This is a genomic window from Nocardiopsis sediminis, from assembly GCF_042650565.1.
Classification (GTDB): Bacteria; Actinomycetota; Actinomycetes; order Streptosporangiales; family Streptosporangiaceae; genus Nocardiopsis_B; species Nocardiopsis_B sediminis.
Map to the genome: position 1 here is coordinate 399,714 of NZ_JBHSBH010000012.1, position 14,924 is coordinate 414,637.

Consider the following 14,924-nt stretch of genomic DNA (forward strand, 5'->3'; position numbering starts at 1 on the left):
CGATGACGTCGATGATGTGGAACGGAGCGACGACGTCGACGGAGGCAAGGGCGAAGGCAAGATCTCGGGCCTCTTCCTGGAAGAGCTCGCAGATGTCGCCGTCTACCAAGAAGCCATGGCACGGCTGCTCCGGGTAGCGTTGAATCCGTCCGAATCGGTCGATTTCATCGACCGGATCAGCAAGGAGCTGCCGTGATCCGCAAAGACGACCAGTGGCGAACGTCCAGCTACAGCGCAGGAAACGGCAACTGCGTCGAGGTGGCTGACGGCGTTGGCGCCTCCGCCGTGCGGGATTCTCAGAATCGGGGAGTCGGCGTGCTCACCTTCGGGACATCGGAATGGCGCGCGTTCCTAGAGGCCGTCCGGCGGGACGCGTTCTGACCTGGGTTCCGACTCGGGGTGGTGGCGCGGTCGCGGTGGGTCGTCCATGATGGGCTGCCGTGGGCGGAAATGAGATTTCGGGCGGGGCCGACGGCATCACCGTGCAGGCGGGCAAGGTCGAGGGCGACGTGGTCATCCATGCCTTCCGTCCGGCCATCGTCCCGCGGCAGCTGGAGGCGGCCGCGAAGCGGTTCGTGGACCGGGTGGCGGAACGCCGCCGGCTCGATGCGTTCCGGGCGGCGGCCGACAACGACGGTGCCCCGGCCGTTGTGGTGCTGCGCGGGCTGCCGGGGGTCGGCAAGACGGCGCTCGCCCTGAAGTGGCTCCACGAGATCCTCGGCGACTACGCCGACGGACAGCTCCACCTGCCGATCGGCGAGAACGGCCTCGGTGGGGCGCCGGACGCCGAGCGGATCCTCGACCTCCTCCTCCACGACCTCGGTGCGGACGACACCGTTGCGGCGACCCGCGACTTCGACGCCAAGGCGCGGCTCTTCCGGTCCATGACCGCCGACCGCCGCCTCATCGTCCTCTTGGACGACGCGGTGAGCGCCGCCCAGGTGGAGCCGGTCCTGCGCGGCGGATCGCGCGCACTGGTCGTCATCACGAGCACCCGCCGCCTCAACGAGCTCACCCTCGACGAGGCCGACGCCCTGGACGTCGTCCCCATGGACGACACGGCCATCGCCGAGCTGCTGACCGCTGTACTCCCGAAGCGCTGCACCCGAGCGGCATCCGCGGAGGACATCCGGCGCCTGGCGGGGACATGCCACGGATTTCCGCAGCTCGCGCGCATGGCCGCGCGTACGCTGAGTAATGACCCTGAGGAGACGGTCGGGCGGCTCGCCGCACGCATGGACCAGGCCGGTCGGGAGGCCGATGCGATGGACGACGCCGCACGCGGCCCCTCGCTGAGGGGCGAGATCGACGCCTTCGTCCGCAACCTCTCGCCCGCCGCCGCACACCTGTACCGGCTGCTCGGCCTGCACCCCACCGCCGAGTTCGACCGCTGGGCCGCCACCGCCGCCCTCGGCGGCGACGCCGCGGCCGCCCGCAGCGGGCTCACCGAGCTGTGGCGCAACGGCCTGGTGGACCACATCGACGGCACCGGCACCGGAGACGCCGACCTCGGCGACGGTGCCGCCGACATCGACGACAGGGCCGACACCGACGGCCGGTACCGCATGGCCGAGGTCGTCCGCGACCACGCCCGTTCCGGCGCCCACTCCGATATCGGCGCCGACGACGCGCTCGCCGTCCGCCAGGGCTACATCGCCTACTACGTGGCCGGTGCGATCGCCGCCGGCGCCCGGGGAACGCGGCGCTGGATGACGGCGGTCCAGCGCGACGACGCCCCGGACCTGCCGGACATGCCCACCGCGGACGCGGCGTGGATGTGGATGCGCCGGAACCTCGCCGCCATCCTCGCCGTCGCGGAGTGGGCGCAGGACGCCGAGGACCACGACCCCGTGTGGCGGATCGCCGAGGCGTCCGACGGCTTCCTCCGCGAGCACGGCCGCTACACCGACCGGACCGCGCTGATGGAGATGGGGATCCGGTCGGCACAGGCGGCGGGCAACGCGGCCGCCGAGGCGCGCCTGCGCAACCAGCTCGGGCTCACCCTGGTCGAACTCGGGCGCTACGCGGAGGCGGCCGAGGAGTTCTCCCTGGCGCTGTCGCTCTCCGAAGGGCCGGGCGACGGCCGCGGCCAGGCCGCCGCCCTGGAGTGCCTCGGCATCGCCGCGCAGCGGGCGGGCGACGACGAGGCCGCGCTGGGCTACTTCGACCGCGCGCGCCCCTTCAAGGAGGCCATGGGGCGTCCCCAGGCGATGGCGATCCTGGCCCTGTTGCGTTCGCGCTCGCTGATCTCCCTCGGCCGCGGCGGCGAAGCGCTGGACCCCCTCGCCGGCGCCATCGACACCTTCCGCACCGAGGACGACGCGGGCGGATGGGACGTGGTGAACGAGGCGAAGGCGCTCCTGGAGCGCGGTCGCGCCCTCGACGGAACGGGGGAGCCGGAGCAGGCCCGGATCGCGCTCCGCCGCGCGCTGGACATCTTCGCCGAACGAGCTCTGGCCTACTGGCAGGGCCGCGTGCGCGAGGCGCTGGCCCGCGTGGAGCGCGCGGACCCGCAGTCCGACGACGGCGCCGCCTACCGGGAGCACCGGGACGCCGCACGGGACCTCTACCGCGGGATCGGCAACGACGCGGAGGCGGAGCGGGTGGAGCGCGAACTTCCCGGCGAGTGAGATGCGGATGGCACCCTGCTCGCCGGGAAGTCCTCAGCTCCTCAGATCATCATTACTCGTACTCGGTGATCGACTCGGCGATTCCGTCGACGATCTCGACCGAGGCGAGGACGACGTTCCCGTTCGCGAGCGTGGCGTCGAACTCGTCGAAGTCGCACGTGACATCCCCGGTGTCGGGGTCTTGGACGCCGTCGGCGCAGGCGTAGATGCCGGCGGTGATCTGCGTGCTCTCCGCAACGTAGAAGGCCGTGCCGTCGACGATGTACTCGCCCGGGGCCACGTACTCCAACTCGCCCTCAGCGCTTCCGGTGAACCCTTCGGTCCCCTCCGCGGCCTCGTCGCCGCCCTCGGCGGGCGCCTCGGGGGCGGCGGGTGCACTGGCGTCCTGGTCACTGTCCGCGTCGGGCTCAGTGTTGGGGGTGCCCTCTTCGGTGCCGCTGTTCGCATCCGTCTGCGCAGGCTCCTCCGACGACACCGCGGTGAACATGCCCTGGGCCGAGCACCCCACAGAGCCGGCGGCCACCAGGCCGAAGGTCGCGAGGGCCAGGACGGTGGAACGGACGTCGCGCTTCATTATGTCATCTCTTTTCGCGAAAAGGGGTGCGGAATGGCGGGGATGTGGGGTCGGCCGTTGCTCGGAACGGGATTTACAAGAATGATGCGATCGCACGCGTGACTGACGTGGAACGGGTCTCTGGAACTACCGGATGCGGACCATTCCTGTCGGTGTTGTGCGTGCTTCTTGAGAACCTTTATGTGCACTCCGATGCCGGATGGGGCGTTCCGGTTCTATGGGTCGAGGAGATTTTTTTCGGAAGACGGGGCCGGACCCGTCCCCGGGCCTTGAACCTCCCGTTGCGTGAGGTCCTAGCGTTGCCCTCGTGATCGGGAACGACGACAGCGGACGCCGGTGGAGCATCGGCGAGGTCGCGCGGGCGAGCAGGCTGACCGTGCGCACGCTGCACCACTACGACGAGATCGGCCTGGTGCGCGCGAGCGAGCGCACGGCCTCCGGGCACCGGCGCTACACCGGCGACGACCTGCGGCGGCTGTACCGGGTCCGCGCACTGCGGTCCCTCGGCCTGTCGCTGGACGAGATCGACGGGGCGCTCACGGGCGCGCCCGACGATCCGGCGGCGGTGCGCGACCTGCTGGCCGCTCAGCTGCGCGGGCTGCGGGACCAGGCCCGGCGGCTCGACCTGCTTCAGCGGCAGATCAGCGGGCTGCTGGAGCAGGTCGGCACCGGCTCGATGCCCGATCCGGACCGGTTCATGACGACGTTGGAGATGATGTCGGTGTTCGAAAGCACGTTCACGCCGGAGGAGCGGGAGCGGCTGGCCGAGCGCAGAGCCGCGCTCGGGGCCGGGGCCGTCGAAGCGGCGAAGACCGAGTGGGCGGGGCTGGTCGAGGAGCTGCTGCGGCACCTCGGGGACGGCACGCCCGTGGACGACCCGCGGGTGCAGGACCTCGTCGCCCGCTGGGACGCCCTGGGGGGCCGCTTCCACGGCGGCGACGACCGGACCGCCGCGGCGGCGCGGGAGATGTGGGCCGCCAACAGCGAGGAGCTGGGGCGGAACCTGCCGTGGCCCACGGACCGGCTGCGCGATCTCGTCCGCTACCTGGAGCAGGCCCGGAACGCCCGGTGACCGCGTCGCGGTCGCGCCGGCGGGCCGCCGGCAGCGGGGTCACCCGGGCTCGACGCGGAAGACGACGTCCGCCGTCGCGCCCGCCGTGATCGTGAGGCGTTCGCGGCGGGCGTCCAGGGCGGTGGCGCGGCCGGGGCCGGTGAGCCGGTGGTAGAGCACGGCCACCAGCAGGGCGGGGTCGAAACCGGGGACAGGCTCCTCGATGGTGACCACCGCGCGCTCGCCCGAACGCAGGTGCAGGACGCAGCGCCCGGCGTCGTAGGAGGCGGCGATCCGCGCCCCGAGGTGGTGGTGGAAGACGTCCCGGTACCAGTCCCCGTTGGCGGGGTCACCGTCGCCGGGCGGGTCCGCGGCCGGGCGGACGACGGCGTCGGCCAGCCTCGCCAGGCGCGCGTCGGCTTCGTCCGCCCAGGCCATGAGGAACCCGGCGTCGTCCCCGGGCCCCGGCCGGTCCAGCACCGCGGCGGGCAGCCGCCTGATCCGGACCGCCGGGGCCGTTTCCGCCGTTTCCGCCGATCCCGCGGATGAGGCCCGCGCCCCGCCCGGGCCGCGCACCTCCGTCACGGTCGTCCACAGGGCCGGGTGGCGCGGACCGGGCAGGGGAACGGGGGCGGGGACCGCGGCCACCTGCGGCGGGGCCTCGGGCTCGGGAACGGACATCAGCGCGTACATCGTCCGGCGCAGCAGGGCGAGCGAGCGCCCCGGACGCGAGGTCACCCACCGGGAGGCGACGCCGGTGGTCCGTTCCGCCGCCTCGTCGGCCTCCCCCAGGAGGGCACCGATCGGGCGCCGCGGATCGAACGGGACCGCTGCCGCGCCCAGCAGCGCGATCGGGGACTCCGCGGCGACGTCGGCCAGGCCCGCCTGCTCCAGGACGACCGGCCGGCCCAGCGCGGCGGCGTAGTACGCGACCGACCCGTGGTCGCCGATGACGGCGTCCGCGGCGACCACCGCCGCCCGCCACCCCTCCTCCGGCGGGATGAGGATGAGCCCCGCGCGCCGGGCGTCGGCGAGCCAGGCCCTGACCTGCCCGGGGCCGTGGCCGTGCCACACGTTGGGGTGGAGGGCCAGCGCGATGCGGAACTCGTCGCGGGGCAGCGTCGCCAGCAGCCGGCGCGCGAGGAGCGGATGGCGGCCGAAGAGGGAGGCGCGGCCCCAGGTGGAGCTGAGCAGCAGCAGCCGCTGACCGGCCGTCAGGCCGAGGTCGCGGCGGTAGCGGGCGCGGTGGGGGAGGCTCGCGGTGAGGCGGTCGAAGCAGGGGTCGCCCGCGACGACGGCCGCGGGAATCGCCTCGGGGCAGTCGGCGGCCAGGCGCCTGGCCTGTTCGTCGTGGGAGAGGACGATCGCGGAGGGGATCAGCTCACCATTGTGCAGCAGCCATTCCGGGGAGAGGCCGAAGACGGGCCGGGCGGGGTTTTCCTCCGCGCCGCTTCCCGATTCTCCATTTTCCGGTTTCCGGTTTCCGGTTTCCGGTTTTAAGAACTTATTGTAGCCCATTCCATGGGGAAGTCGGACTAATGGTGCACGCACCCGGTGCAGCTCTCCGCCCAGGCTGGTGGTGATGGCGAGGTCGAATTCCCGGCCCACCGCGTCCTCCCAGTCGAGGACGAGCCGGCCGGTCCGGTGCAGGAATTCCTCGACCCCGTGGGTGAAGATCGATGAGCGCGTCCAGGTCACGACGGTCTGCACGCGCGGGTCGGAGTCCAGCGCCTCCAGGACGTCGAGCATCCGCGTCGCCGAGGTGACGTTGTGCACGATCGCCAGCACACGAAGGCCGGCGGCGACCGTCCGCCACTTCTCGGCGAATGCACTGACCCTCTCCGCCGAGGCGGCCGGTCCCGATGTCGGCGCACCACTGAGGGGATCGTTCGTCACAATCGACGAACTCTACCCAAGCCCCGATGAACGGCCGCTTTCACCCCCGAACCGGACGGCCGATCGGGGCTCGGCCACACCGGGGGCGACGGCCTATGCGCCGCCGGGGAAGGGGAAGCAGAGGTGGCCGCCGATCCGGAGCGGGCGTCCCGGCGGGAGCGGCGGCTCCAGCGGTTCGTCCAGCGGGATGCCCGACCAGTCGATGCGCAACGGCCCGTCCTCGGGCTCTTCGGGTATCCGCGCGTTCAGGTCGTACTCGGCGACGGGGCGCCCCGGCCGGTGGATCTGGAGGAGCAGTTCCCCCTCCTGGCCCTCCAGATCCTCCCCCGTCACGAGGGAGTCGAGCTCGCGGTCGACGTGGGCGCGTGCATCGGCGGCGGACGCGAACAGCGAGGACCCGCTGTCCGAGTCGTTGTTGGAGATCATGTGGCAGTCGCGGACCAGGGCGAATCCGTGGCGTCCGCGGCTCATCGGATCCGGCGACGGCCGCTTCTTGGGCGCGGCCTTCAGATACCTGAGGCACGACAGGGCGCACCTGTCTCCCGGATCCCTGTGCAGCGCCTCCCGGTAGGCCGCCACGGCACCGTCGCGGTCGCCCGACCAGGTGAGCGCGTGCCCCAGGTACAGCGGCACGAGGGGGTCGTGCGGGTCGGCGTCCAGCGCCTCCCGCGCGGTCCGGACCGCCTCGTCGGCGAGCGGACGGCTCACACCCTTCGCGTCGTAGCGCTCCATCCCGCCGAGGAGCGTGCCGTCGTTGTCGTCGAAATCGCACGCGACGTCGAAGAGCACGGTGTGCCGCAGGGCGAACGTCGCGGCCACCGCGCGCAGGACGGCGATCGTGGCGGCGGCCTCCGCGTCGCCGGATAGGGCCGCCTCCGCCTCGTCGCAGCAGCGCCGCGCCCCGGCGAGCAGCCCGGGGTTCTCCCGTTCGCCGTCGACGTGCCTGAGCCGGCAATCGACATCGGCGAGGAGGCGATCGGCCCGTGCCAGCCCGGTGTCCGGCCCCTGTGCGCTCATGGGGCCGCACCCTACAGCGGCCACGGGGAACGCCCCGGTCCGCCCGCCGGTTACGAGAGATCGAGATTTCGTGGCGTGCCGGATCGTCGGATGAGAGGTGCCCCTGTGCCCATCGTCCGCTGACCGAGGCCGACGCGGGTCCGGGGAACCGGGCACGGTGCATCTAGACTCCGCACGGTGCACGCAGGCTCGGAGATCCCCCACACCCCCGCCGTCCCCCTCGTCGGTGCCGCCGACGCCCTCACCCCCCGGGTGCGCGGCTGGCTCGGCCGGCGGACCTATGCCGGAGCGGACTGGGACGCCGCCCGGATCCGCCCGCTGAAAGGCGACCTGCGCGTCAGCGTGGTGCTGCCCGCGCGCAATGAAGCGGCCACCATCGGGGGCATCGTCGCCGCGATCGCGGACACCCTCACCGGCGGGCCCCACCCCGTTGTCGACGAGATCCTGGTCGTCGACTCCCACAGCGACGACGCCACCGCGGCCGTCGCCCGCGCCGCCGGGGCCGTCGTCGCCCACCAGGACGCGATCAGGCCCGACCTGCCGCCCTCGCTCGGCAAGGGCGACGCGCTGTGGAAGTCGCTGTTCGCCGTCACCGGCGACATCGTGGTCTTCCTCGACGCCGACGTGCGCGACTTCACCCCCGGCTACGTGACCGGACTCCTGGGCCCGCTGCTGGCCGACACCGGACTGGCCTACGTCAAAGGCTTCTACGACCGGCCCGCCGATCCCGCCGGCGCCGCGGGCCGGGCGGGCGGCGGGCGGGTGACCGAACTGGTGGCCCGGCCGCTGCTGAACCTGCTCGCCCCCGACCTCGCGGGGTTCGTCCAGCCGCTGGCCGGGGAGGCCGCGGGCCGGGCCGACGTCCTGCGGCGGGTTCCCTTCGCGGCCGGCTACGGCGTGGAGATCGGGCTGCTGCTGGACCTGTACGCGCTGGTGGGCCTGGACCGGCTGGCGCAGGTGGACCTGGGGGTGCGCCACCATCGCCACCAGGACCTGGCGGACCTGGGTGCGATGGCCGCGCAGGTGCAGGCGGCGGCGCTGCGGCGTGTGGCGGGGCGTCGGCCCGGCCGCGCGGACGCCGCCCACGAGCAGGTCCGCCCGCTGGTCCAGTACGAGCGCGCCGCCGGCGAACAGCGGCGGGTGCGGGTCCGCGATATCCGCGTGGCCGACCGTCCGCCGCACGACCGGGTGCCGCCCGCGCCGGACCCTGCGCCGCCTGCTCCGGACCATGTGCCACGCGATCCGGACCCTGCGCCGCCCGCCGCCACCGATGCCGCCCCGGCCCCCCGGCCGGTGCCCGGCCCCGGCGGCGCCGGCACCGGCCGGGGCCCCGGACCCGCCCCCGTGCGGTCCGGGGCCTGACGGCAGGGCGGGGACCGGCCCGCCCCGGTGGCCGGTCCGCCGGCGGGATCGGGCCGGCCCGGCGCCGCCGGGCCGCCGCCCTGCGCAGGGGCGTCACGCGTAGGACCGTCGTTCGTCCAGGAACGCGGTGGAGTGCCCGGCCGCCCGGAACAGCGGATCACGCAGGACCGAGCGCAGCAACGGGATGGTGGTGTGCACGCCGGGGCCGCCGATGGCGAACTCGGCCAGGGCCCGGTCCATGCGGTCGAGCGCCTGCTCCCGGTCCGGCCCCCACACGATCACCTTGGCCAGCAGGGAGTCGTAGTCGGGCGGGATCGACCACCCGGCGTAGGCGTGGGTGTCGACCCGGACGAACGGGCCGCCGGGCGGGGTGAACTCCGTCAGCCGGCCCGCGCAGGGGATGAATCCGCGGTCGGGGTCCTCGGCGTTGACCCGGCACTCCACGGCGACGCCGCGGGGCGCGATCCGGCCAGCGGCCGCTTCGACGGACAGCGGGGCACCGGCGGCCACCCGCAGCTGTTCGCGCACCAGGTCCATGCCCGTGACCATTTCGGTGACCGGGTGCTCGACCTGGATCCGGCAGTTCACCTCGATGAAGGCGACGTCGTCGCCGGACACCAGGAACTCGAACGTGCCCGCCCCGGTGTAGCCGACCGACCGCACCCCGCTCAGCGCGTACTCCGCCAGCCGCCGGGCCACGTCCGCCGGCAGGCCCGGGCCGGGGCTCTCCTCGATGAGCTTCTGGTGCCGCCGCTGCACCGAGCAGTCGCGCTCGCCCAGCGCCACCGCCCCTCCGTGGGAGTCGGCCAGCACTTGGACCTCCACGTGGCGCGGGCGCTCCCAGTAGCGTTCCAGGTAGACGCGGTCATCGCCGAAGAACTCCCGGGCCGCCGCCCGCGCCTGCCGGTAGGCCGGGAGGAGGTCGTCGCGGTGGCGCACCACGGTCATGCCGCGCCCGCCGCCGCCCGCGGCGGCCTTGATGATGAGCGGCAGCCCGATCCGGCCGGCCTCGTCGGCCACGGACCGTTCGCCCTGCACGGGGCCGTCGCTGCCCGGCAGGACGGGGACCCCCGCGGCGGCCATGAGCGCCCGCGCCAGGGCCTTGTCGCCCAGCTTCGCCATGACCCCCGGATCGGGGCCGACGAACACCAGGCCGTTCGCGGCGCAGATCTCGGCGAAATCGGGGTCCTCCGACAGGAAGCCGTAGCCCGGGTGCACCGCCTGGGCGCCGCTGCGCAGCGCGGCCTCGATGATGGCCGGCGGGTAGTTGTAGCTGCGCTTGCCCGCCGCGGGCCCGATCCGCACGATGTCGTCGGCGGCGCGGACGGCGGCGGAGTCGGAATCGGCGGTGGAGTAGCCGACCACGCTGCGGATGCCCATCTCACGGCAGGTCCGCACCACGCGCAGGGCGATCTCGCCCCGGTTGGCGACGAACACGGTGTCGATGGCCCGCGGCCCGGCGCCGCTCCCCCCGGGGACGGCCGCCCCGGGCACCGTCGCCTCACCGGCGCTCACCCCTCCTCCAGCGGGTCGAGGACCAGGAAGGGCTGGCCGTACTCCACGGGCTGGCCGTCGTCGACGAGGAACCGGGAGACCCGGCCCGGGCGGTCGGCCTCGACCGGGACCATCAGCTTCATCGCCTCGACGATCGCGACCTGCTGGCCGGCCCGCACGGTCTCGCCGACCTCGACGAAGGGGCGGGCGTCGGGCTCGGGTGCGCGGTAGAGGGTGCCGACCAGGGGCGAGGTGACCCGGTGCAGGCCGGGGTCGGACTCCGGTTCCGCGGGCGCGGCCCCGGCCGGCAGCTGGTGGCCGGCGGGGGCGGAGCCGGCCGCGGCCGCCCCGGCGGCGGAGGGCCACTCGGCGTCGATCCGGGCGGCCCCGAGCCGGACCGAGACCCGGGACGGGGGCAGCGCCGATGCGCGGAGGAGGTCGCCCACCGCGCGCGACAGCGCCTCGAGGGTCTGCCGGTCCTGCTCGGCGGTGTCGCCGGTTTCGTCGATGCGCTGCGGAGCCCACCCGTCGACCGGAGCGGGGCCGTCCTTGCCGAAGCCGATCGCGTCGGTCATTGCGCGGCACCTCCCGTACTCGCACCGGCACTCGCGCCCGCGCCCGTGACCGCCGCGGGTGCGGCCGTGCCGAACCTGCGGAACCGGGCGCGCCGCGCGGCCACCAGCGAGTGGGCGGGGCGCACGGCGAGTTCGCGCAGGGCCGCCACCACGGCGTCGCGGATGTTGAGCGACGCGGTCGTGGGGTCTTTGTGCGCGCCGCCGGGCGGTTCGGGGACGATGCCGTCGGCGATCCCGAGCCGCAGCAGCGACGGTGCGTCGATGTGCAAGGCTTCGGCCGCGGTCCCGGCGAAGGCGGCGTCCTTCCACAGGATCGCCGCGCAGCCTTCGGGGCTGATCACCGAGTAGACGGCGTTCTCGCAGGCGAAGACCTGGTCGGCGACCCCGAGAGCGAGCGCGCCGCCGCTGCCGCCCTCGCCGGTGATGACGGCGACGACGGGGACGGGCAGCCCGCCCATGGTGCGCAGGCAGGCGGCGATGGCGTTGGCCTGGCCCTTCTCCTCGGCTTCGAGGCCGGGGTGGGCGCCAGGGGTGTCGATCAGGGTGACCACGGGGACCCGGAGCTTGCCGGCGAGCCGCATCAGGCGCTCGGCCTTGCGGTAGCCCGCGGGCGAGGGCATGCCGAACCCCCGGCGCGCGAGCTCGGCGGAGGTGTGGCCCTTCTGGTGGCCGATGACCACGCAGGGGCGGTCCTCGATCGTGGCCAGCCCGCCGACGATCGCCGGGCAGTCGCGGTCGGTGCGGTCGCCGTGGAGCTCCACGAAGCGTGCGCCCCACAGGGCGAGGTGGTCGGTCATGGTCGGCCGCTCGACGTCGCGCGCCGCCCGGATCACCTCGCGGACCGGGCGGTCGGCCAGGCGCTCGGGCCGGCGGACGGTGGGGTCGGTGGTCCCGGCCCCCCACCCGGCGGGCGCCGGGCCGGTGGCGGCGAGGAGCGCGCCGATGGCGTGGCGGGTGGCCGTACGCGGCACGACGTCGTCGACCAGCCCGTGGGAGAGGAGGAACTCGGCGGTCTGGAACCCCTTGGGCAGCTCCTGGCGGATGGTCTGCTCGATGACCCGGGGGCCGGCGAAGCCCAGGCGCGCCTTGGGTTCGGCGAGGACGATGTCGGACAGTGTGGCGAAGGACGCCGCCACCCCGCCGTAGGTGGGGTCGGTGACCAGCGTGACGGTGAGCAGCCCGGCTTCGTCCAGCGCGGCCATGGCGTTGCTGGTCTTGGCCATCTGCATCAGGGACAGGGCGCCCTCCTGCATCCGGGCCCCGCCCGACGCGGTGACCAGCAGCAGCGCCGAGCGCTCCGCCAGCGCGATCTCGGCCGCCGCGGTGACCGCCTCGCCCGCGGCGGTCCCGAGGCTGCCGCCCAGGAAGCGGAAGTCCATGATCGCCGCGACCAGCGGGCGCCCCTGGATCCGGCCGCGCACCACCAGGACGGCGTCGTCCATGCCGGTGCGGGCCCGTGCCGTGCGGAGGCGGTCGGGGTAGGGGAGGAGGTCGGCGAAGGAGAGGGGGTCGTCGGCGACGGCCGCGCCGGGGGCGTGCGCGATGCGGAAGTCGTCGCCGAAGAGGTGGCGGGCGCGTTCCTCGGCGGTGAGCGGGCCGTGCCAGCCGCAGTCGGGGCAGACGCAGGACAGCCGCAGGAAGCGCTTGCGGTAGAGGAGCACCCCGCAGCGGCGGCAGGCGATCCAGCCGGTATCGGCGGCGCGGGCGGGGGCGCGGTCGAGGGTCACCATAGCGGCCGCCCGCCCTCGGTGTGGTCGGGGAGACCGGAGGATAAGAGCGGCACCGTCCGGCGGTGCCCCGTGGGGGTGCGCGGCCGTGGCGGGGGGAGGGCCACCGCGGCGGTGCCGGGCGGCGCGGGGTCGGCGGCCGCGCGGCCGGGGAGCGCGGCCCGCCATCGGGCGCGAGTCCTGCGGACTCCGGGGGCTGTCCAAGAACACGGCATCGATGACCTCTCGGTGGATCAGGCGGGGGTCGGACCGGCGACCGGGTGCAGGGGCCGTCCGGCGGGACCACAGTCGCCGCGGCTGCTCGACTCGCGGTCCACTTCTGCTCGATTCACCGCCGACGGCGCCGCGGTGGCCGGGTCCGCGGGAGGAGCCCGCGCACCGCCGATCACGACAGTGCGGCGCGGGCCCGTGCGGGGGCGGGCCGGCGGACGGGGCTCGGCGGGCGCACTCAGGGGCCGAGCCCCGCCCGACACCCGGTCAGGGACCGGGGCCGATCAATAGGCGCGCCCACCGAGGGGCGGGCCGGGGCGGCGGGGATCATGCGGAGGCCAGAGGCCAGAGGCCAGAGGCCAGGGGCGCAGGGCCGAGGCGGCGTCCGCCGGTGTGACCCCGGTGGCGCGCCCCCGAACCCCCGGACCCTGATGGCGCGCCCCCGGACCCCGGACTCCGGGGCCGGGCGGGATCGGCGCACGTCCGTGCCCGCCCGCCTCGGCACCGGGTACGGTCACCCCTTGGCGTGGGCGGCGGTCGTGGCCGCAGCCTCGACCCGCTGGCGGATGACGTCCATCTGGACGCGGCTGGTGCGGTTGAGGCGTTCGGCCATGGCGGCGTCGTCGAAGGGGGCCTCGGGCTTCATCCGGAAGTCCTGCCGCCAGCGCATTTCGACGCCGCCGTCGACCTCGCGGTAGCTCCAGTCGAGGTTCATGTACTCGAAGGGGCCGGTCTCGACACGGTAGGCGGTGACGGTCAGCGACACCGGATCGGGTTCGCGTTCGGAGACCCAGCTCCACGTGCGGCCGTCGTCGTCGGGATGGGTGGTGAGCCGGAAGCGGACCTTGGCGCCGTCTTGCTCCAGGACCTCGGCCTCGGAGTACTCGGTGAAAAGGTCCGGCCATGAAGCGACGTCGTTGGTCATCTCCCAGACGAGTTCGAGGGGCGCGTCGATGACGATCCGGTTGTCGGTCTGTCCGGCCATGGCGGTGATCACCCTTTCGATGTGATCCGTCAGGACGTGCGGGGCGTCCTGCGCGTGCGCCGCGCAGGGCCGGGGGAGGCCCGGATGCGGCATCACCGGGCTGGGTGGTGCCCGGGGCATCCGGCGGCGCGCCGCGCGGCGCGATGGACCACCGGAGGCTGCCGCAGGGTGGCGGCGCGTGCGTGCGTCATGACGGAGAGTATGTGGGCCATCACTCAAGTCCGGCTCAAGTCGGCCTGTAAGGCCCGCCCATAACATCGTCGCAGGTCGTCCCGTGCCCGATCCGGGAACCACTGCTCCGGGTCCCGTCCGGGTAACCGTGCTATCGGCGGGCGTCCGGCGGGCACCGGCGCGCCTATCGTGTGGCCATGGACGTGTTCGACGATCTGCTGCGCGGCGTGCGCGGCGCGGGGGCGGTGTTCGGGCGGTCGGTGCTGTGGCCCCCGTGGTCGCTGCGGTTCACCGACGGCGCCTACCTGACCCTGTGCGTGCCCATGCGCGGGGCGGGATGGATCGTCCCGGCCACCGGTCCGGCGCACCGCATCGGGCTGGGGGACGCCGCGATCGTCCGCGGCCCCGAACCGTTCGTCTTCACCGACGATCCGGGTGCCCCCGCGGGCTCCCCGCTGCACGATGTGCACTGCGACGCCGCCCCCTGCCCGGCCCCCGGTGAGGAGTTCGCCGGATCCACGGTGCTCATGGCCGGCGCCTACGACGTCCGGGCCGAAGTACCGCGGCGGCTGCTCGGGGTGCTGCCCCCGGTGCTCGTCGTCCCCGACCCCGACGACGACGCCTGCGCCGGTCTGCGCGACTACCTGGAGCGACAGGTCGCCGGGGCGCAGCCGGGCCGCCAGATCGTGCTCGACCGCCTGCTCGACTGGCTGCTGGTCTGCACGCTGCGCGACTGGTTCGACCGGCCCGAGGCCGCCCCGCCCGCGTGGTACCGGGCGCTGGGCGACGAGGTCGCGGGCCCCGCTCTGCGCGCCATGCACGAGGACCCGGCGCACCCGTGGACCACCGCGTCGCTGGCCGCGCGGGCGGGGGTCTCACGGACGACGCTCGCGAAGCGGTTCACCGAGCTGGTCGGGGAAGGCCCGGCCGCCTACCTGGCCGGATGGCGCATGGCGCTCGCCGCCGACCTGCTGGACCGGCCGGACCTGACCGTCGCCGCCGTGGCGCATCGGGTGGGCTACGCCGACGCCTTCGGGTTCAGCGCCGCCTTCAAGCGCGTCCAAGGGGTCAGCCCGACCGCCTACCGGCAGGGCCGCCGGGACGGCGAGCACACCGGAGACCGGGAAGCCCCGGCGGGCTGAGGGGGGCCGGTCGCCGGCGTCGGCGCGCCGCTCCACGGCCCGGCGGTGGCGGAGCCCCGCCCCCCTGTGGGGCCCCGCCGCTCAGTCGCG

At 74.5% G+C, this 14,924-nt stretch carries 13 protein-coding genes; 6 read left to right on the forward strand and 7 right to left on the reverse strand.

Translation table 11 applies throughout. The features are described from left to right. The first annotated feature begins 16 nt into the window (after window positions 1-16). From ACFOVU_RS19915 to ACFOVU_RS19925, 3 genes are read left to right on the forward strand one after another with little or no spacing between them, the layout of a single operon-like run. Entirely contained in the window at window positions 17-196 is a 180-nt protein-coding gene (locus tag ACFOVU_RS19915) for a Scr1 family TA system antitoxin-like transcriptional regulator (protein WP_378535815.1), read from the forward strand. After that, on the forward strand, window positions 193-381 hold the full coding sequence (locus tag ACFOVU_RS19920) for a DUF397 domain-containing protein (protein WP_378535817.1): 189 nt from the start codon (window positions 193-195) through the stop codon (window positions 379-381). Before ACFOVU_RS19915 ends, ACFOVU_RS19920 begins: the two co-directional genes overlap by 4 nt. Window positions 382-440: 59 nt before the next feature. Beyond that, window positions 441-2,630, forward strand: a complete 2,190-nt coding sequence (locus ACFOVU_RS19925; RefSeq protein WP_378535819.1) for a tetratricopeptide repeat protein — start codon at window positions 441-443, stop codon at window positions 2,628-2,630. Between the two features lie 52 nt (window positions 2,631-2,682). On the opposite strand, the gene ACFOVU_RS19930 is transcribed toward ACFOVU_RS19925, so the two are convergent. After that, window positions 2,683-3,204 carry a hypothetical protein gene (locus ACFOVU_RS19930; protein ID WP_378535821.1) on the reverse strand — a complete coding sequence of 174 codons (522 nt, stop codon included), beginning with the start codon at window positions 3,202-3,204 and terminating at the stop codon, window positions 2,683-2,685. A 307-nt stretch (window positions 3,205-3,511) separates the two neighbouring features. Between ACFOVU_RS19930 and ACFOVU_RS19935 the strand changes: the two genes are divergently transcribed. Beyond that, window positions 3,512-4,276: a MerR family transcriptional regulator gene (locus ACFOVU_RS19935; RefSeq protein ID WP_378535823.1), complete on the forward strand. Its 765-nt coding sequence runs from the start codon at window positions 3,512-3,514 to the stop codon at window positions 4,274-4,276. Window positions 4,277-4,315: 39 nt separating this feature from the next. On the opposite strand, the gene ACFOVU_RS19940 is transcribed toward ACFOVU_RS19935, so the two are convergent. Beyond that, entirely contained in the window at window positions 4,316-6,151 is a 1,836-nt protein-coding gene (locus tag ACFOVU_RS19940) for a hypothetical protein (protein ID WP_378535825.1), read from the reverse strand. Window positions 6,152-6,244: 93 nt separating this feature from the next. After that, window positions 6,245-7,168: a tetratricopeptide repeat protein gene (locus ACFOVU_RS19945; protein WP_378535827.1), complete on the reverse strand. Its 924-nt coding sequence runs from the start codon at window positions 7,166-7,168 to the stop codon at window positions 6,245-6,247. 177 nt (window positions 7,169-7,345) lie between these two features. Here ACFOVU_RS19945 and ACFOVU_RS19950 point away from each other — a divergent pair, with 177 nt between their 5' ends. Continuing rightward, on the forward strand, window positions 7,346-8,530 hold the full coding sequence (locus ACFOVU_RS19950) for a glucosyl-3-phosphoglycerate synthase (RefSeq protein ID WP_378535829.1): 1,185 nt from the start codon (window positions 7,346-7,348) through the stop codon (window positions 8,528-8,530). 93 nt (window positions 8,531-8,623) lie between these two features. Here the strand turns inward: ACFOVU_RS19950 and ACFOVU_RS19955 are convergent, their stop codons facing one another. The 4 genes from ACFOVU_RS19955 to ACFOVU_RS19970 form a co-directional block, all read right to left on the reverse strand. Beyond that, window positions 8,624-10,045 carry an acetyl-CoA carboxylase biotin carboxylase subunit gene (locus ACFOVU_RS19955; RefSeq protein WP_378535831.1) on the reverse strand — a complete coding sequence of 474 codons (1,422 nt, stop codon included), beginning with the start codon at window positions 10,043-10,045 and terminating at the stop codon, window positions 8,624-8,626. After that, the gene (gene accB / locus ACFOVU_RS19960) at window positions 10,042-10,599 is read right to left on the reverse strand and encodes an acetyl-CoA carboxylase biotin carboxyl carrier protein (RefSeq protein WP_378535833.1); all 558 of its coding nucleotides are present in this window, start codon (window positions 10,597-10,599) and stop codon (window positions 10,042-10,044) included. Before accB ends, ACFOVU_RS19955 begins: the two co-directional genes overlap by 4 nt. Continuing rightward, complete coding sequence (accA, locus tag ACFOVU_RS19965) at window positions 10,596-12,329, reverse strand: carboxyltransferase subunit alpha (protein WP_378535835.1); 1,734 nt, start codon at window positions 12,327-12,329, stop codon at window positions 10,596-10,598. Before accA ends, accB begins: the two co-directional genes overlap by 4 nt. A gap of 721 nt (window positions 12,330-13,050) precedes the next feature. Further along, window positions 13,051-13,521: an SRPBCC family protein gene (locus ACFOVU_RS19970; protein WP_378535837.1), complete on the reverse strand. Its 471-nt coding sequence runs from the start codon at window positions 13,519-13,521 to the stop codon at window positions 13,051-13,053. 368 nt (window positions 13,522-13,889) lie between these two features. Here ACFOVU_RS19970 and ACFOVU_RS19975 point away from each other — a divergent pair, with 368 nt between their 5' ends. Continuing rightward, window positions 13,890-14,834: an AraC family transcriptional regulator gene (locus ACFOVU_RS19975; RefSeq protein ID WP_378535839.1), complete on the forward strand. Its 945-nt coding sequence runs from the start codon at window positions 13,890-13,892 to the stop codon at window positions 14,832-14,834. The last annotated feature ends 90 nt before the right edge of the window (window positions 14,835-14,924 follow it).